Source organism: Terribacillus halophilus (assembly GCF_900101385.1).
GTDB classification, from domain to species: Bacteria; Bacillota; Bacilli; order Bacillales; family Amphibacillaceae; genus Terribacillus; species Terribacillus halophilus.
The window spans coordinates 612632-629957 of record NZ_FMZB01000001.1 but is presented as its reverse complement, the minus strand read 5'-3'; the positions used below and the strand labels follow the sequence as shown (position 1 = coordinate 629957).

Below are 17326 nucleotides of genomic sequence, written 5' to 3'. Positions count from 1 at the left end.
ACAAATGAAAGCATTCACATTTGATTTTGATGGTACATTAGCAGATTCAGCAACGTGCAGTATTTTAGCTACACAAGAAGCCTTTAAACTTTCAGGGCTCACTCCCCCCGACTCCAATCAGGTTTTACACTACATGGGGATACCGATTGAACAATCATTTAAAGAAATGTCGACTGAGCCTTTATGCGAGGAAGATTTCGAGCAGCTACTCACCTTATTTCGCTCCACTTATAAAAAAATGGAACAAGTCACCTTAAGATCATTTGAAAACATGCATAACGTACTAGAAGGTCTATCCCAAAGAGGGATTCAGCTATTTGTCGTTTCAAGTAAAAAGACAGATGTGCTTTATCGTAATTTACAATCATTACAGCTGGATAAGTATTTTACAGATTGGATTGGTTCGGATCAAGTGACATATTACAAGCCCCATCCCGATGGAATTCATACAATTTTGAAACGATATGGCCTGCAGCCTCACGCATGCATCATGATTGGTGATGCCATATTTGATATTGAAATGGGACATGCTGCCGGCTGCCGTACATGCGCAGTCGCCTGGGGCAGCCATTCCGTAACCAGTCTTCAGCAGGTAAAACCGACTTACTTAGTGATGGAAACGAGGGAACTTTTAACAATATAAAGAGCGCTTAAACGAACCATATCCGTAATCCCCATTCCGCCCTGTACCAGTAGAAACTACAAAAAAACCGAACTTGCGCGAATCTCGATGGAAGGATTCACGTCATAGTTCGGTTTTTTTCTAGCTAGCGTACCCGACTCTTTCCGAGGCAGGCACGGACTTTTGCTGAATTAATAATTCAGCAATTCTCCGGCGTACCTTCGCGGTCTTTCGCCTTAAATGATGAACCACAGCCACAAGAAACGATGGCGTTCGGGTTATCAATGGTGAACCCGCCGCCCATCATGTTTTGTTTGAAATCGATGGTGGTTCCGTCGATGACCGGGATATCCATGGAACGGATGATGACCGGGATATCGTTAACCAATTCATATGTGTCCAATTCTTCATTTTTCTCGTATTCAAAACCAAGGCTGTAGGAAAGACCGCTGCAACCGCCGCCTTTGACGCCAAAGCGGAGAAAGACATTTTCTTCGTCTTCTTCCTTCAACATGTCCTTGATCTGAAGGCTGGCACTGTCCGTAATATTCAACACCATTCAGGTTACCTCCCATTCTAATCTTATCTTTAGTATACGCTCCTATATAAAGATGCTCAAGCACCGCGCTCCCAATGGAATGTTCCAGATACTGTCTTTTCGGCTGCACCGCGCATCCAGACAGATCCATCCTTTTCCCAGCGAATGAACAGATCGCCGCCGCTTAGATGGACGGTCACTTCTTCCCCATAAGGTGCTTTTCCATTCAGGATGGCTGCAACGACTGCCGCACAAGCACCAGTTCCGCATGCCTGCGTCACACCTGAACCGCGTTCCCAGACGCGGAAATGCATCTCCCTATTTGAGAGCATCTCGATGAATTCAACATTGACTCCATCCGGGAATCGAGGGTCATTCGTAATAACGGGACCTTGTGTATAAAGCGGCGCATCATCGATGTTATCGACGAAGAAGACCGCGTGCGGATTGCCCATGCTAACCGCTGTTACCAAAAGCTGTTCTTCCCCTGCCTGGAAATCTTCTGCTACTACTTGCTGGGCTGGTGCACCTTGCATCGGAATCAATTCCCGCTGTAAAACCGGTGCGCCCATATCCACCGTCACTTCCTGTACATGTGCTCTGGTTCCATGGACTTGTGCTTCTACCTGTCCCGCTTTTGTCTGGATCGTGAATGTATCGCTTTCCACTATGTTATTCTCATAAGCGTATTTTGCAACACAGCGCAGACCGTTGCCGCAATTCATGGCTTCAGAGCCGTCAAGATTGAAAATGCGCATGCCGACATCACATGTATCACTAGGATGGATGAGAATCAAGCCATCAGAGCCGATGCCGGTATTCCTGTCTGCTACAGCTATCGCAAGCGGTGCCAAGCTTTCCTCCTCCAGTTGGAATTGGAATAGATCTACGAAAATATAGCTATTTTTCAAGCCGTGCAATTTTACAAAAGGTATGTCCATTGTCTCTTCTCCTCTACTATGAAAAAAAGCCATGGCCTGCGGAATGCAGACGCATGGCCAATTAAAATAATGGATTTTCTTCAATGAACTTGTAAACATTCTCGACAAGTTCATCGGCTGTTTCAGCAGTCACCGGCTCGCCATTAACGAGCGCGAACATGTGCTGTGCGCAAATGCCGCAAAAGCTGGTACAGCCGTACTCTATCACATCAAGACCTGGGTCGCTGTCGAGCTTTTCGAAAGCTTCCTGCGAGCCGGAGGCCAAATTGTTTACACAAAATTCGATGATCGGATTCATCCCGCTCACTCCTATTCTAGGATGTAACACTATCAAGTGATAATCCTACCATAATGCGGGATGTGAGCACAACTAGGCTGACTTTTCGACTGCTTTCGCAACCGCTTTGAGCGAGATGATCCCTTCCCCGGCAATATCATCATCCACCAGTACAACTGGATAGAACAAATCCTCTTCGATTACTTTGGCCGCAAATTGTTTATGCTTCTCGTCGCTAGGCGGTTCATGGATATCGATATAATCAAATTGAAACTGCTTGTTTTCGAATTTCCTGGCCAAGGCTGCCTGCAGCCATTCATATGTATCCTTTGAGCTCGGTGCGTTGACACAGCTTGCACAAATGATATCTGCACCGTACACGGTAATCCTGGTTGTCATCCTGTTCCACCCTTTCGTATGCTGTTACCTTCAGTTTACCGTAACCAGTAAGATGTTGGAATACATTTTTAATTGATAAAATTTCTCAGTTAGCTATCGTGGATTTTTTGACGGAAAGGATTTATAATGAATATATAATCGTAAGGGGGATAATGGATGATGGAAAACCAAGTACAAGAAGTTCTGAATAAATTACGTCCATTCTTGCTTCGTGATGGCGGTGACGTCGAGCTTGTCGATGTTGATGAAGGTATCGTCCGTCTGCGTCTTATGGGAGCATGCGGTAACTGCCCAAGCTCTACGATCACATTGAAAGCCGGAATCGAACGTGCCTTGATGGCTGAGGTTCCTGGAGTGCGTGAGATCGAGCAAGTATTTTAATAGAAACAACAGACCCACAGAGAAGTGCTCCTTCTCTGTGGGTTTTTTCTGATTTTGTCTATACAGAATTATCTAATCGCTATGTAAATCTCAACTTCCCCATTCGGATGATATTTCTCGAAATCATATGCGTACGCTCTTTGCAATGTACCCGCATCCTCACGCTTCCATATACATTTCCAAGTGTTTATGATACCTTGTTCTTTTGTTGTGTCTACAGGAAAGATTTCATATTTTGTGTTATCAGGTAATTCTATTGAAGACTCGCCTGTATCATCTTCTGTCGCAATACTTAAAGTATAGTCACCCTTATAATCATTTTCATATTCATGGTATACACCATAGACAATAGCCTCTTGATTAGTTAGGCGCGTTGAAGCAGCCTTCCACAATTTCGCAATCGTTTGCTTTGAGAATTCATCTTTAGAATTATTCGTTCGCACTTCATTAATGATTGTTAATCTCATAAGTATCCTCTCCCCAACCATGTTTTGTGTGACACCGTTTTTTCCGTATGTGCAGAGTGAAAATGAAAACCAACAACAGGCTTTTTGTGGTTTCTAATGTTTGATAAAGCGAACAAATGTTCCTATTTTATATTATCTTACATCAACAGAAAAGTAAAGTCCAGGTACCTGAACAACAAACAACGAGCAATACCAAAAATGATAAACGTAAAAAACCACAGAAATATATGATTTCTGTGGTTCGGATTAAGCTTCAACCGCAAGCTCTTCTGTACAGCTTCCTTTTGCAGCACAAGCAAGCAGCAGCCACTGAAAGCCTGGATATTTATTTTGATAGTCCGCATGGATGGCAGCAGCTTGTGCTTCCTCAATGACAGCAATCATCGTCGGACCGGCTCCGCTCAAATAGACGCCATACGCTCTATCCTGCAAAGACGCTGCTATTTCGCCGTAATGAGGAATCATCGACTGTCTGTAAGGCTGATGGAAAAGATCCTTTTTCATCATCTCCCCAAGCAGCTTCCAATCTTGCTGCAGCAAGGCAGCCACAGCTACATTGGCAATGCCGCTAGCTTTTACCGCCTCTTTATACGGCAGCTGTTCAGGCAGGACCGCCCTGGCATCCGCTGTAGCGAGCTCGAATGGCGGAATCACAGCCAGAAAGCGTACATTGTTTATAGGTGTTTGGACATGATGGACTTTGTCATCATAATATCCAATCACACAGCCGCCCAAAATCGATGGCGCTGCATTGTCCGGATGTCCTTCCAAACTGACAGCAATCTCCAGCTTTTCTTCATCGCTCAGCTGAAGCGATAAGAGGCAATCCGCCAGCTCGATTCCGGCCACAAGGGCAGTCGCACTGCTGCCGAGTCCCCTTGCCAGCGGGATTTCGCTAATCATGCGGACTGTACAAGCTGGCAGATCTTCAAATCCATATCGTTTGGCGACAAACTTGGCCGTTTGATAGATCATATTTTCCTTGCCAGACGGAAGGCCTTGCACTGCATCTGACATCGGGATGAATTCCCATTCGCACCCGCGCTGCACTTCCAGTTCCAAATACAGATCCAAGGCAATTCCAACAGAATCAAAGCCTGGTCCGATATTGGCGGTGCTAGCCGGGACGCTTATTTGCCAGCGTTTCATTACATCCGCTCCTTGATGGCATCCGCAATCACTGTCTCCTCATTCGGGAGGACAACCGGCTTGATCGTGCTGTATTCGATTGCTGTATTTGGATCCTTCAATCCATTCCCAGTCAGCACACAGACCACTTTCGAACCTTTTGCCACCTCACCTTGTTCCAATGCCTTCAGAAGTCCTGCGAATGACGCACACGATCCCGGTTCAGCAAATAAGCCTTCCTCACGAGCAATTTTCTGATAAGCTGCGATGATTTGCGCATCAGTCACCTCGTCGATCGTCCCGCCGGATTCATCTCTGGCAGTGGTCGCCTTTTGCCAGCTTGCCGGATTCCCGATGCGGATGGCCGTTCCAACGGTTTCCGGATTTTCGAACACGCGGTCATGTACGATCGGTGCAGCTCCACTTGCTTGGTAGCCTTTCAAAACCGGCAGATTGAATCCTTTTTCCTGCTCATATTCTTTGAAGCCCTTCCAGTAAGCACTGATGTTGCCTGCATTGCCGACTGGAATGAACAGATAATCAGGCGCTTGTCCCAATTGTTCGCACAGCTCAAAGGCTGCCGTTTTCTGTCCTTCGAGACGATAAGGGTTGACGGAATTGACAAGCGCGACTGGCTCCGTCTCGCTCAAGTTCCGTACCACCCGCAATGCATCATCGAAGTTACCCTCGATCGAAAAGATTTCCGCTCCGTACATGACTGCCTGGGCAAGCTTGCCTTGGGCGATTTTCCCTTCCGGAATGACGACGAAGCAACGCATACCGGCGCGTGCAGCATACGCAGCCGCAGAGGCCGATGTATTTCCTGTCGACGCACAGATGACTGCTTTGGCACCCGCTTCTTTTGCCTTGGCAATCGCCATCACCATGCCGCGGTCCTTGAAGCTCCCCGTCGGGTTCGCTCCTTCGATTTTAGCATAGGCATCGATGCCATATGCTGCTGATATTTGCTCCAGTTTCACCAGGGGGGTATTGCCCTCCCCAAGACTTACAGCTGGTGTTTCCTCCGAAATCGGCAAATGCTCTCTATAAGCTTCCAATAGTCCATTCCATACCATCTTGCTCAATCCTCTCCGTCTACACGATAACAGCTGATGACACGTTTCACGACGTCCAATTGCTCCAGCTGCTGTATGCTGTTTTCGATTTGCTGTTTGCTGTGTTTGTGCGTCACCATGACAACCTCTGCTGTCTTCGAGCTAGGATGCGGCAGCTGAAGGATCTTTGCAAATGAGACAGCTTGTTCGGCAAACACGTTGGTGACCGCGTGGAATGCACCAGTCTGGTCCTCTGCTTCCACTCTGATAAAGTACTTGGCATGTTTTTCCGTATCATTCTTTAGGGCGGTCTTGTATTGCGGCTGCACATAAGCTTTGCCGCTTACACCAAGCCGGATGTTTTTGACGACTTCCATCAAATCCGATACGACGGCGGTTGCTGTCGGCAGTCCGCCGGCGCCCGGACCATAGAACATCGTCTCTCCGACTGCATGCCCATATACATAGACAGCATTGAATTCGTTCTTCACCTGGGCCAGCGGATGTGCTTCCGGCAGCAAAGTCGGCTCGACACTTACTTCAACTTTGCCCTCATCCATGGCAGCAATTCCGATCAGTTTCACGATATAGCCGAGCTTCCCGGCAAACTCGATGTCTTCCTGGGAAATGGAAGTGATACCGGCTACTTTGACATCTTCATATGCGACAGGCATCTTGAAAGCCAAATTCGCAAGCAACGTCATTTTACGGGCTGCATCCAAACCTTCCACATCCGAAGTCGGATCAGCTTCTGCGAATCCGAGCGCCTGCGCCTCCGCCAGTACTGTTTCGAAGGATAATTTTTCATCTGTCATCTTCGTCAGGATGAAGTTCGTCGTTCCATTGACGATCCCCATCACTTTCTGGATCTTATCCGAAGCAAGGCCGTCACTTAGCGAACGGAGGATCGGAATCCCGCCGGCCACGCTAGCCTCGTAGTAAATATCCGTATCATATTCCTGGGATAGCGCAAACAGCTTATCCCCATGCTCGGCCATCAGGTCTTTATTGGCTGTCACAATCTGCTTGCGATTTCGGATACTGCGTTCCAACAGCTGATAGGTATCCTCCATTCCGCCCATCACTTCGACCACGATATCGATCGCTGGATTATCCGTGATAGCAGCAGGATCTGTGGTCAAAATGCTGCTATCCGCTATATATTCCCGTTTTTTATCCCTGTTTTTGACGAGTACCTTGGCCACTTCCACTTCACAGCCAAGCCTATAGCGGATTTGTTCTTGATGCTCCTGCAAAATCTGAACAACACCGCTTCCGACTGTACCAAGGCCGCATAAGCCGATTTGTATCTTTTGCTTCATCTCATCCAGCCTCCTGTCCACCTGAAATAAACAAGTGTTCTTTTATAAAGGACATTATAACGCTATCAATCTACTATCGCAACCAACTTCACAAAAAATTATCCAACAAAGGTATCTCAAGAGCCTGCGGATCCACTTGCATATGCTGAAAAAGTCCAGCTAAACGCTGTTCATACACACTTTGCTGCATGATGAGTTTTTCATATTCTTTTCCCGCTGTTCCATCCAGTCCCCGCTCCATTTGATCAAACAGATGAAGGGGCATGATCAGCCTGGCATACAGCAGCCTCATGCCGAATACAGAAAGAGGACGGACTTGCAAATAAGACTGCAGGAAGTCAGCCGCCTCATTCATTTCCTCTTTTAAAAATGAATTCCTTGTATATTCCGCCAGATCTCGTGCAGGATGATCATATATGATTGCGTGAGGCAGTACATATGTATCAGCCAGCTCGGATTGGTATTTCACAAAAACCGTCGTTGGCTGATCATAGTCTGTAAAACGGAATTCCGTGTTTGTTTCATTCAAATATTGGATGGCGAGTTCCGCTCTGCCGATCACGTAATAAAACGTGTCCAGGAAAACCCGCTCCTCATGGACAAGAGGACGTTTTTGATAAATATCGGAATATAGCTTTTCCGCTTGGGACAAACGAGCAGTCCACAAATCGCTCCATCTTCCGTAGCTGGATAAAGTATCCGGCGCAAACGGACAGCCGGCACCAAGCTGGTGGAATGAGGCCAATTCAGCTCCATGGGCATGAAGCTTTCGCGTATAGGGAGGCGGCATCTCCACGACTAGATAAGCGGTATTCTCATAAACAGTCAAAATTTGTCCTTTCGTCGAGAGCATCGGCTGTGCAAGGCGCGAAAAACCCGCCTCCTGCATATAGGCGGTGATGGCAGCTAATTCATAATAGCTGTCTTGGTCCGTCCTTGCTGGTATAATGACATATAAACGATCCATTGTCTGATAAGCATGATAATTGCGATAGGAAACCGGTTTTCCGGTAAATCCGGGTATATATTGCTGCATCAACTGCAACACGAGCAAACACCTCCTGCTTTATTTTATGAAGCAACTGTGCGAATCATGTTCAGAGCTGATGGTTGACGCATAAGCTAGAAGGGTATACTGCTACCAGTATCATACATAGGAAAGCGAAGTGATCTTATGACAGCTGAATTAGAAAAAAAAGCACGGGAGTGGCTCATCGAACGAGGTGTGCAAGTAGAAGACATCGCGGAGCTTGTCCATTTCCTGCAAGACAAATATTATCCTGGTCTGACAATGGATCGATGTATTTATAATGTGGAACGGGTGTTGTCCAAGAGAGAGGTCCAAAATGCCATCCTGACAGGGATCCAGCTCGATGTTCTTACCGAGCAAGGAAAACTGGAACAGCCGCTGCAGGATAACCTGGCAAACGATGAGGGCTTGTATGGAATCGATGAAGTTATTGCACTCTCCATCATCAACCTTTATGGCTCGATTGGATTTACGAATTACGGCTATATCGACAAGCAAAAACCAGGGATTCTGGCAAAGCTGAACGACAAGAGCAGCGGCGAATGCCATACGTTCCTGGATGATATCGTCGGCGCGATAGCCGCAGCTGCAGCCAGCAGACTTGCACATAGTCAGAATGAAGAAGAAAATATCGATGGTTGAACAAAAAAAGCAGCTTACAGAGGCTGCTTCTTTTTTATGGCAAAAGTATCAAGATAACAACTGCCCGAATATAGTGTAAACGTCTATTATACGAGGAGGTAAATCTCTTGGAAAATACATCGACCAGCTATCCAAATCATTTGGCATGGCATGAAACACTTGAGCTGCATGAACTCGTCGCTTCCCAAGCTGTAGCATTGATGAAGCTCAAGCAATTCATTGGAAATGTCAATGACGGAGAACTTCGCATTATATATGAGCAAACCATCAAAGGGTTGGAAAACAATCTCAATGAATTGCTTCAATTTTTCCCATATGCACCAAGCGTACACAATCAAACAGAGACTCGGGTCAGCACTGCCTTCTACGCCAGTGATTTACTTGTTTTTGCCAAGACTTCTGTTCGGAATTATGCCATCGCCATTACAGAAACTGCAACCCCAGCTCTTCGGGAAACATTAAGAAAACAATTACAGCTGGCAATAGATACACATGCAAGAATATTTGATTTTATGTATAGAAGAGGACTTTACCCTGCTTACGACTTTGAACGTTTGCTGCAAAATGACATCCGCAATGCCAATAGAGCACTGCAAATGGGTTACTGACAAATTTTTCTTTTCATCATTTACGAGCGAAAGATTTCTCTTGGAATGATTCTGCCCTGAGTTGTATATTTTACAAACTAAGCAACTACCAACTAGGAGGATTTCCATAAAGCTTGCAGCACATGAATTGACCTTGAGCTGTGTGAACGCGATCACCAGCGTAAATGCTGCAGCATGTGCCAGACCCTGATTTCAATAGCATCCTAAAGCGTCATTTCCCATTTATATATTTGTGATTTCAATATGAAAGCCGAATATATCACCAGTTACTTCCTGTCCAGCCGCGGACAGTTGTGCAGGATTTCAATGACCGGGAAATGGCTGCGAACCCGCCGTGAATATGCTTATTCCGCCATGGAGGCCGCAAATCCTGAGCTGCGTTCATTCGTTCAAACCGCCTCCATGATGTGCTGTTCCCATGCCTAACATATGTGGCGGTACGCTGTTAAATGAGGGTATTATAAACTCGAACAGGTGAATCCGGGAAATGGTTAGCAAAATCGGTGCCATGTATCAGATCGTATCAGAGGATCAGGAACAGTTCCAAGCATATATGAGTAAGTATGAAGCCATGAATCCAATTGCGGGTCAAAGCGACCATATGTATCAATAAAAGAAAAAGAGCAGACCTCTTGGAGGCTGCTCTTCATTTGATTTCCCACTCGGTCAACGTGTCGATTGTATATGTTGGTTTTGGATCAAGCAATGGAAGCTCCTCCCGCTTTGTAAAACCGGTGCATACCATCAGTGTATCCATACCTGCACGGATCCCGGCGGTGATATCTGTCAGGTAATTGTCACCTACCATGAGGACTTGTTCCTTGTCCAAATCCAACAGCTTCCTCGCTTGCTCCATCATGATGTTTTCTGGTTTTCCGATGAAAGTCGGTTCGATTCCGGTACTGACGGAAATGACAGCTGTCAATGATCCGTTACCCGGCATCAAGCCCGCTTCGGTTGGCAATGCTTTATCACTGTTCGTCGAAAGGAACTTTGCACCCGCTCGGACAAGCAGACAGGCTTTGGCCAACTTTTCGTATGTAACGTTGGTATCCAGGCCGATCACGACATAATCACAGTCTTCTTCTGCCAACGTCAGTTCCTCTTTTGCCAGCGCATCGAAAAGTCCTTCCTCGCCAATGGCATATACTTTTGCTGCCGGATTATGCTCACGAATATAGGCAGCGGTTGCCATACTCGTCGTGAAAACATCTTCCGGATTAGCTTCTATATTCATTAGACGAAGCTTTTCCGCCACTTGTTTTTGGGTACGTGTGCTATTATTCGTCACGAATAGATGCTTTTTACCGGCGTCATTTAGTCTGCGGATGAATCCCGGTGCCGCATCAATCGGGTTCTTCCCAAGATACATGGTTCCATCGAGATCGATCAGATATCCCTCATAAGCTTTCATCGTCACTGCTCCTTGCAAAAGCGGAAGCTGTCCGCGTTTCGTTCACCAGGTAAGCTCTTACCCATTCTACATAAAGTCTTAGCAAATCCAGATGTTTTGCCATCGTCCCGGCAAGCTTTTGGTGATTCACATGCAGATAATCACCAGTAAGCATTTTGCGTAATGCTATGATTTCCTTGAAGGCAGGTGCCGTATGTTCCGCTATCACCTGTTCATCAGCAAGGATGTCGATAATATCATCATAGCTGCCGGGATCCCGCATGATGAATCCATCGATCACGCTATTGCCCGTATCAAGAATCCCTTCGATCAAGAGCTGTGCCCGGCGCTCTGCCGCAAGCTTCCCGGATAACTCTTCTGAAGGTGGCATTTCTGCGGCAAGCAGTTCTTCCATATATGTAAGGATTGCTTCTATTTTTCGTTTATCAACAAAGTACATCGTCATTGCCCCTCTCTTGCACTCACTTTGCCGAAGTCTTTTTTACGACGAAGTAGGCACAGCCAAAATTGCAATACTCATACAAATAATCTTCCAAAGTGCTGATTTTCGTATCGAAGGTGGCCTTCGGATTATCGTCATCAAAGAAACCTTTCAGACGAAGCTGTTCATATCCCCAGTCACCGACAATGTAATCATATTTCGTCAGGATTTCGCTGTAGCGGTTTAGGAATGCCTGCTCCTGAAAGGCATCCTTTATATCCTGCACAACTTCATAATGTTTGCCTTGCACTGTTGTTTTCACCACTATCGACACCCCTATCTTGCTTCTAGTGTAGCATATTTTCTGCATATTTTCGCTTCACTTCTTTTTAAGCCGCGATTACGACTAGAAATGCCAATCTCTGTACAAACTAACAGCAAACGTGCAAGGAAAGGTGAGCAGCACATGAAAAAGATACTCATCGCCACGCTGATGATCCTCTTGTTCATGAGCTTCCCATTCCCGGCTTCTGCCGAGGAAACGGGAAAAAGCGATGAAGCGAAACAGGAGCGCATGGCACTTTATAAGAAAACCGCAGCTGCCACAGGACTTCCTTGGTACTATCTGGCTGCAATCGATCAGTATGAGCATAATCTCCCCAATCAATCCAAAGAGGAGAAACTGATTGCAATCGAAATCCCGGAGGAAAAATGGTTTGGTGCTGCCAAACATGGAGAGGATGCAAACGAATCTTCCATTTTGTGGTTCAACGGATTGGGCAGGGATGGAAATGGCGACAAACTGGCTGAGCCTGAAAATCCAGAAGATGTTCTCTATACCATTGCTTCCTTCATCCAAAAAACCGGGACGACGAAGAATGATATCAAAATAGCTCTTTGGCATTATTATGAGCGTGATCTTACCGTTCAGACCATCATGAATACTGCCAAGCTCTATGAAAAGTTCGGGACAATCGAGCTGGATGAGCGCTCTTTTCCACTTCCGCTCCACCATAACTACAGCTACCGGAACACATGGGGAGATGCCAGGGGCTTTGGCGGCAGAAGAATCCATGAAGGTACGGATATCTTCGCCAATTACGGTGTACCAGTTTATGCGACTACCTATGGCGTTATTGAACTGAAGGGCTGGAACCTGTACGGCGGCTGGCGTATCGGTCTTCGGGACAGCAATAATATTTATCACTACTATGCCCATTTGAATGGATTTGAAAAAGGGGTATCCGTCGGGGATGTCGTCAAACCTGGTGATGTCATCGGCTATGTAGGTGCCAGCGGTTACGGCCCTCCCGGAACATCGGGAAAATTTCCGCCACACTTGCATTATGGTATGTATAAAGACAATGGAAGGTCTGAATTTTCCTTCGATCCATACCCTTACCTAAAGATCTGGGAACAAAAATCAAAACAGCAAAAAAAGGAAGGCTGAAAATCATTCGCCTTCCTTTTGCATTGGTATGGAGAACGATGGTGATGAACCGGTTCCCCCTCCATTATTATAAAATTCCGGTACTTGCCCCTGGATGACAGTGCTGCCAAGCAGCACATCTTGTGTCACTGTCGTCGTCTTGGTTGAGAATGGGATGATGATCCGGACATTTGCTTTGATTTCTACCATGAAGACGAACATCGCATTATTGATGCCATATTCCTCCACCTTCACATCGACACCGGATTCCACATAACCGATCATTTCAAATTTCACCGGAATCCGCGGCCCCAGATTTGCAAGCAAAGCATTATTGGTTGCTTGACCGAGCGGTATATCGACCAGCGTCGGATCTTCTTCCAGTTTCTCCTGGATGATATCGGCTGCAGCCTCCTCTGCAAGCTGCTCCTGACTGATAGCCGGCATTTCGCCGTCTTCCATCAGCCGCAAATAATTCTGTACGCGAAAAGTCACCTTCCGCAGCACTTCATTCACGGTTGCCGCATCCCAGCTGGCATGTGTGACATTGCCATTGGTATCTTTCTCTACTTGCACGAATGCATTCAAGTCCAAATCCGCTTCCTTTTCTGCTTGTACGGCTTGGTTGATCGCTTGTTTTGCAAACTGCTCTGTTTTTGTTTCGGCAATTGCCATAAGCGTCGGCTCCAAGCCCTTATTCACCAGCCATAGACTCAAAGAAGTGAATAGCAGGAATAGCAGCATGCTCATCAATAGTACATGCCGAAAGGAAGGTGGTGCTTTAGAAGCTCTGCGCTGCCATGGACGCATGAAAAAACCCCCTCGAAACAAGCTTATGCTTGACCTAGGGAGCTTAGAATAGACTAGTTCTCCTCAGCGGATGTCGAACAAGCAACAACCGTGATATTAAGATGCTCATACAAATTCACTTCATATGGTTCCGGCTCGGTCCCATCAGCCTCCTGCAGGATCCGGACAATCGGCCGCGTATTGATATCCTCATTCTGCCGGATGACGATCCCCATACGACCATCACTCAGCCGTACAGTCAGCCCTGTTGGATAAATGGCCACACTTCTTTTGAAAGCTTCGACCATTTCCATATCGAACTGATCACCTGCTCCGGCAAATAATATTTCCAGACCCTCATGCGGGAGCATGGCATCCCGGTATACCCGGTTGCTCGTCACAGCATCGAATACATCCGCGATGCCGATTATCTTCGCGTACAAATGAATGTCCGAACCGCTTATGCCGCGCGGATAACCGGAACCATTGATCCGTTCATGATGCTGGTAGGCACAATGGGCAATGACAAGGGGGATATTGTTCATCTTGCGTAGATAATTAAAACCCTTCGTCGTATGCTCCTTGATCTGCTCGAATTCCGCATCCGTCAGTTTGCCGGTCTTCTGCAGAACTTCCTGGGGTACAAACATTTTACCTACATCATGCAATATTGCGCCAAACCCTATCTCCTCTACAACAGAAATCGGCAGCCGCATTTCATTGGCGATGGCCATCGCATAAAGTGCAACATTGACCGAATGCGAAAAGATATAATCATCATATATGAGCATATCGGAAAGGATCATCAATGTTTGACGTTTTGGCCGCAGATTGCTGACCATCTCCTGGATCGAACTCGTGATTTTATCTGTCATCTTTTCCGTCAAATATCGGCCATTATCACTTTGTTTGATTTCCTGAAAGGACTTATGGATGACCTGCATTGCTTTTAGCCGTTCTTCATTGGAAGTGGAGAATTCAAGCTCGATGTCCTGCAGCCTGTCATCCCGGATATAGATATAGGTATACCGCAGCTCTTGCAAACGATCGATGATACCAGCTGTCAATTCCACATCCCGCTGGATAAGAATGCTGCCTTTATCATTATATACGGGCTGAGCGAGCCTCTTGCCGGGCTTTACCGATTTTGTCGATACTAATCTCATTGTCGTACCCCTTATCTTCTCCAACATTCCATCTGATAAAATAGTACCAGAAAAGCGGCAAACAATCTAGATTGATGGTACAAGGTTCGACATTTTTTTCACGGCAGCAGGAGCAACGCTTCCCTACCCGTGATACCAGGCTTCCAGCCATATGCCGCAGAAGCATCCGTCACTTTCTCAAGTGGGGCTGACAGCAGCTGCTCAATCGTCTTGACGCCGACAGCCCTACCGGAAATGATTTTCCGATCAGCCAATTTATCATTGAGTAAATCAACATCCAGAGCACCGCACATGATATAACCGACATCGTTCGACACGATCAGTAACGTTGTTTTCGGCAGTTTGACTGTCACGGCAGTAAAAGGTTTCCCATCCAGGAACATTGGTTCTACAGTCATCAATTTAAATACACCTCCGTTATATCCTATGTTGGAAAAACGGAGGTGTTTGCTCATTTTTCTATTTCCTTGAATGCTTCCAATAGCAAATCCCGAAGCATCTCCGGCATAAAATATTTCTTTCCCTTCACCTGCTTGATACAAGGAAGCAAGCTGCCGAATGTGAAAGTGTCTGCCATGGCTGTCAGATAAAGCCTTTCCGATTCCAGCGGCTGGCCGTTTACCCTCAGATTGACCGCTTTTGGTTTAGCTGCCGTGCCCGCTACATCAAACGATAGCCTGCTGTAAACCATCTTTCCAATCACCTTTCCGCGGAAACCGAAACCTTTGAGCGGGAAAGTGATGAAATCCGGTTGCAAGGCAGCGTTGACGATCTCCTCCAGTTCTTCACCTGTCAATGGAACGGTGGCAGGATTGATCGGATGGGGACAGATTCGGTGGATATCCATATAGGATACAGCTCCTGCCGGAAAACTATCCAGCAGCACTCCTGCGTTGAGAAAAGCAAGATCTGCTTTCGTCCATCGGCGCAAATAATCTGTCAAAAGATCCATTGCACGGGAATCTTCAAAAGGAGTAGACGGCAGCGGATCTGGCAGCACAACGGCAGAACGATGTAGTGCTTTTCCTGCGTTTTCCGAGTAAACGGCAACTTGCTCAGCCGTATCTGCATCATCTTCCAAGTCTGCGACAGGAATGGCCTTGGCTTTCTTTTCTATAATGATTTTCTGTTCTGTGTCCCAGATGATTTTCACTTCACCGAAATGAAAGCCCTGCTTCCCCGCAGTCGTGATCAGACATTGATTCACATATTCGCCTTCATGGAGAAGATGATGCGTATGTCCGCCGATGATGACGTCTATTTCCGGAAAGGCAGCTGCTATATCACGGTCTGCATATAGCCCCAAGTGGGATAGCAAAACAACCACATCGCAGGAAGACCGAAGCAGACCGATCTCGCGTTTCAGCACTTCCACTGGATCCTCGATATCCCAGCCAATCAAATTATAGAAATCCGGAAAAGGCGCTGTCAGCCCAATCATGCCAACCTTTGTTCCACCGGCCGTTTCAACAACCCAAGACGGCTCCATCCAGCCAGGATCTTCACCCTTTTGTGAATGAAGATTCGCAACAGCAATTCGGAATTCCGCTTCATCGTATAAATGATAAAGATCATCATAATCAAGCGTGATTCCTTCATTATTTCCGATGGTCGCAAAATCATAGCCCGCCTCATTCAGCAAGCTGATATTCGCCTTGCCCCGGAATGCCTCTGCAATCGGACGCGATCGATCCACATGATCACCAATATCAAGCAGCCAGCACGTTTGACCCGCATCCGTAAACTTCCGCTTATTACGCTTCAGGTAACCGACAATCTTCGGCCAGTTTTCGAAATAGCTATGCAAATCATTTGTGTAGTTGATAGTCAGCTTTTCCTGCATCCTTCTCTACTCCTTTATTACGACAACCCATCCCAAATCAGACGGACAGCAACTAATACAAGCATGATACGCAATATCCAGACAACCGTATTCCCTTTTAACATCTGGTTGACTTTCGCCCCGAGAATTCCACCTATGATCGCACCCGGAATAAAGGCCCACACATAGTTCCATTCCACGTGTCCGAGCGAAATATGCATGACGGTACTGACAACACTAAGGAAGAATACCATGAACATACTGGTTGATACGGCAATATGCGCCGGGAACCCAAACAACAGGATCATCGCAGGTACCATAAAGCTGCCTCCCCCGATTCCAAACATGCCCGAAAGCAGTCCGACGAATAAAGAGAGTGCAAATGCTGCGATGAATCGGAAACTATATGTATAAGTCATACCGTCCAGCTCTTTCGTAACGATGATACCTTTCAGGTTCTTCACTTCCCGTTCCTTGCGCTTCACAAAAAACATGAAAAAGACGAGCAAGACCAAAATACCGAAATACAGGGAGAAACCATCCCCGGATACAAATCGATTCAAGTAGGAACCGAGTATGGCTCCCGGCACCCCTCCGGCCATGAAAATAAATCCGCTTTTGTAATCAACGCGCCCGCTCCTCATATATGTGAGGGTGGATGAAAGAGCGGTGAAAATCATCACGATGACAGAAACTCCCACAATTGCTTGCGGTGTTGCCCAGCTGAAGGCATCCCAGAAACTGCTTAAAATAAGCAGCAGCGGTACAAGGATGATTCCTCCCCCCAAACCTACCAGACTGCCAAGCGCTGCTGCAAGGAGCCCTATTACTAAACTTACGGCAAAAACCATAGGTATCCCTTCCATCTTTTATGT

General features: G+C 46.6%; 24 protein-coding genes. 6 read left to right on the top strand and 18 right to left on the bottom strand.

Features of this window, described 5'->3' with window-relative positions:
• Positions 1–4 precede the first annotated feature (4 nt).
• Complete coding sequence (locus tag BLQ53_RS03035; RefSeq protein ID WP_093725780.1) at positions 5–643, top strand: HAD family hydrolase; 639 nt, start codon at positions 5–7, stop codon at positions 641–643.
• A 178-nt stretch (positions 644–821) separates the two neighbouring features.
• Here the strand turns inward: BLQ53_RS03035 and BLQ53_RS03030 are convergent, their stop codons facing one another.
• The 4 genes from BLQ53_RS03030 to BLQ53_RS03015 all read right to left on the bottom strand — a co-directional run bounded on the left by BLQ53_RS03030 (position 822) and on the right by BLQ53_RS03015 (position 2777).
• A complete protein-coding gene (locus BLQ53_RS03030) occupies positions 822–1181 on the bottom strand; it encodes a HesB/IscA family protein (RefSeq protein WP_093725779.1) in 360 nt (119 codons plus the stop codon).
• Between the two features lie 56 nt (positions 1182–1237).
• The gene (dapF, locus tag BLQ53_RS03025; RefSeq protein ID WP_093725778.1) at positions 1238–2101 is read right to left on the bottom strand and encodes a diaminopimelate epimerase; all 864 of its coding nucleotides are present in this window, start codon (positions 2099–2101) and stop codon (positions 1238–1240) included.
• Positions 2102–2162: 61 nt separating this feature from the next.
• A complete protein-coding gene (locus BLQ53_RS03020) occupies positions 2163–2399 on the bottom strand; it encodes a YuzB family protein (RefSeq protein WP_093725777.1) in 237 nt (78 codons plus the stop codon).
• Positions 2400–2471: 72 nt separating this feature from the next.
• Positions 2472–2777 carry a YuzD family protein gene (locus BLQ53_RS03015; protein ID WP_093725776.1) on the bottom strand — a complete coding sequence of 102 codons (306 nt, stop codon included), beginning with the start codon at positions 2775–2777 and terminating at the stop codon, positions 2472–2474.
• Between the two features lie 156 nt (positions 2778–2933).
• Between BLQ53_RS03015 and BLQ53_RS03010 the strand changes: the two genes are divergently transcribed.
• On the top strand, positions 2934–3158 hold the full coding sequence (locus BLQ53_RS03010) for a NifU family protein (RefSeq protein ID WP_038564952.1): 225 nt from the start codon (positions 2934–2936) through the stop codon (positions 3156–3158).
• Positions 3159–3226: 68 nt separating this feature from the next.
• On the opposite strand, the gene BLQ53_RS03005 is transcribed toward BLQ53_RS03010, so the two are convergent.
• The 5 genes from BLQ53_RS03005 to BLQ53_RS02985 all read right to left on the bottom strand — a co-directional run bounded on the left by BLQ53_RS03005 (position 3227) and on the right by BLQ53_RS02985 (position 8178).
• A complete protein-coding gene (locus BLQ53_RS03005) occupies positions 3227–3625 on the bottom strand; it encodes a GyrI-like domain-containing protein (protein ID WP_093725775.1) in 399 nt (132 codons plus the stop codon).
• A gap of 246 nt (positions 3626–3871) precedes the next feature.
• Positions 3872–4774: a homoserine kinase gene (thrB, locus tag BLQ53_RS03000; protein WP_093725774.1), complete on the bottom strand. Its 903-nt coding sequence runs from the start codon at positions 4772–4774 to the stop codon at positions 3872–3874.
• Positions 4774–5829, bottom strand: a complete 1056-nt coding sequence (gene thrC / locus BLQ53_RS02995) for a threonine synthase (protein WP_093725773.1) — start codon at positions 5827–5829, stop codon at positions 4774–4776. Before thrC ends, thrB begins: the two co-directional genes overlap by 1 nt.
• Before the next feature lie 5 nt (positions 5830–5834).
• Positions 5835–7130, bottom strand: coding sequence for a homoserine dehydrogenase (locus BLQ53_RS02990; protein WP_093725772.1), 1296 nt, complete (start codon positions 7128–7130; stop codon positions 5835–5837).
• An 88-nt stretch (positions 7131–7218) separates the two neighbouring features.
• Positions 7219–8178 (bottom strand): protein kinase family protein, encoded by a 960-nt coding sequence (locus tag BLQ53_RS02985; protein WP_093725771.1) that lies wholly within the window; start codon positions 8176–8178, stop codon positions 7219–7221.
• A gap of 126 nt (positions 8179–8304) precedes the next feature.
• Between BLQ53_RS02985 and BLQ53_RS02980 the strand changes: the two genes are divergently transcribed.
• Both BLQ53_RS02980 and BLQ53_RS02975 read left to right on the top strand, forming a co-directional pair.
• Positions 8305–8802, top strand: coding sequence for a phosphatidylglycerophosphatase A family protein (locus BLQ53_RS02980; protein ID WP_093725770.1), 498 nt, complete (start codon positions 8305–8307; stop codon positions 8800–8802).
• A 107-nt stretch (positions 8803–8909) separates the two neighbouring features.
• Positions 8910–9410: a spore coat protein gene (locus tag BLQ53_RS02975; RefSeq protein WP_244499221.1), complete on the top strand. Its 501-nt coding sequence runs from the start codon at positions 8910–8912 to the stop codon at positions 9408–9410.
• A 259-nt stretch (positions 9411–9669) separates the two neighbouring features.
• Here BLQ53_RS02975 and BLQ53_RS19280 read toward each other — a convergent pair whose 3' ends face one another.
• Complete coding sequence (locus BLQ53_RS19280) at positions 9670–9795, bottom strand: hypothetical protein (protein WP_280137054.1); 126 nt, start codon at positions 9793–9795, stop codon at positions 9670–9672.
• 102 nt (positions 9796–9897) lie between these two features.
• Between BLQ53_RS19280 and BLQ53_RS19275 the strand changes: the two genes are divergently transcribed.
• Positions 9898–10023 carry a hypothetical protein gene (locus BLQ53_RS19275; RefSeq protein ID WP_280137053.1) on the top strand — a complete coding sequence of 42 codons (126 nt, stop codon included), beginning with the start codon at positions 9898–9900 and terminating at the stop codon, positions 10021–10023.
• 33 nt (positions 10024–10056) lie between these two features.
• Here BLQ53_RS19275 and BLQ53_RS02970 read toward each other — a convergent pair whose 3' ends face one another.
• Genes BLQ53_RS02970 through BLQ53_RS02960 form a run of 3 tightly spaced genes read right to left on the bottom strand, consistent with a single transcriptional unit; the run spans position 10057 to position 11570 of the window.
• A complete protein-coding gene (locus BLQ53_RS02970) occupies positions 10057–10824 on the bottom strand; it encodes a TIGR01457 family HAD-type hydrolase (RefSeq protein ID WP_093725769.1) in 768 nt (255 codons plus the stop codon).
• Positions 10811–11263 (bottom strand): DUF86 domain-containing protein, encoded by a 453-nt coding sequence (locus BLQ53_RS02965; RefSeq protein ID WP_093725768.1) that lies wholly within the window; start codon positions 11261–11263, stop codon positions 10811–10813. The genes BLQ53_RS02970 and BLQ53_RS02965 overlap by 14 nt, the downstream gene beginning before the upstream one ends.
• A 22-nt stretch (positions 11264–11285) precedes the next feature.
• Positions 11286–11570: a YutD family protein gene (locus tag BLQ53_RS02960; protein WP_244499220.1), complete on the bottom strand. Its 285-nt coding sequence runs from the start codon at positions 11568–11570 to the stop codon at positions 11286–11288.
• A 141-nt stretch (positions 11571–11711) separates the two neighbouring features.
• Between BLQ53_RS02960 and BLQ53_RS02955 the strand changes: the two genes are divergently transcribed.
• Positions 11712–12695: a M23 family metallopeptidase gene (locus BLQ53_RS02955; RefSeq protein WP_093725766.1), complete on the top strand. Its 984-nt coding sequence runs from the start codon at positions 11712–11714 to the stop codon at positions 12693–12695.
• Positions 12696–12698: 3 nt separating this feature from the next.
• On the opposite strand, the gene yunB is transcribed toward BLQ53_RS02955, so the two are convergent.
• The 5 genes from yunB to BLQ53_RS02930 all read right to left on the bottom strand — a co-directional run bounded on the left by yunB (position 12699) and on the right by BLQ53_RS02930 (position 17302).
• Positions 12699–13484: a sporulation protein YunB gene (gene yunB / locus BLQ53_RS02950; protein ID WP_093725765.1), complete on the bottom strand. Its 786-nt coding sequence runs from the start codon at positions 13482–13484 to the stop codon at positions 12699–12701.
• Between the two features lie 53 nt (positions 13485–13537).
• Positions 13538–14629, bottom strand: coding sequence for an HD-GYP domain-containing protein (locus BLQ53_RS02945; protein WP_093725764.1), 1092 nt, complete (start codon positions 14627–14629; stop codon positions 13538–13540).
• A gap of 98 nt (positions 14630–14727) precedes the next feature.
• Positions 14728–15027, bottom strand: coding sequence for a YunC family protein (locus BLQ53_RS02940; RefSeq protein ID WP_425288276.1), 300 nt, complete (start codon positions 15025–15027; stop codon positions 14728–14730).
• Positions 15028–15080: 53 nt separating this feature from the next.
• On the bottom strand, positions 15081–16472 hold the full coding sequence (locus BLQ53_RS02935) for a bifunctional metallophosphatase/5'-nucleotidase (protein WP_093725763.1): 1392 nt from the start codon (positions 16470–16472) through the stop codon (positions 15081–15083).
• 17 nt (positions 16473–16489) lie between these two features.
• Positions 16490–17302: a sulfite exporter TauE/SafE family protein gene (locus BLQ53_RS02930; protein WP_093725762.1), complete on the bottom strand. Its 813-nt coding sequence runs from the start codon at positions 17300–17302 to the stop codon at positions 16490–16492.
• Positions 17303–17326: the final 24 nt, after the last annotated feature.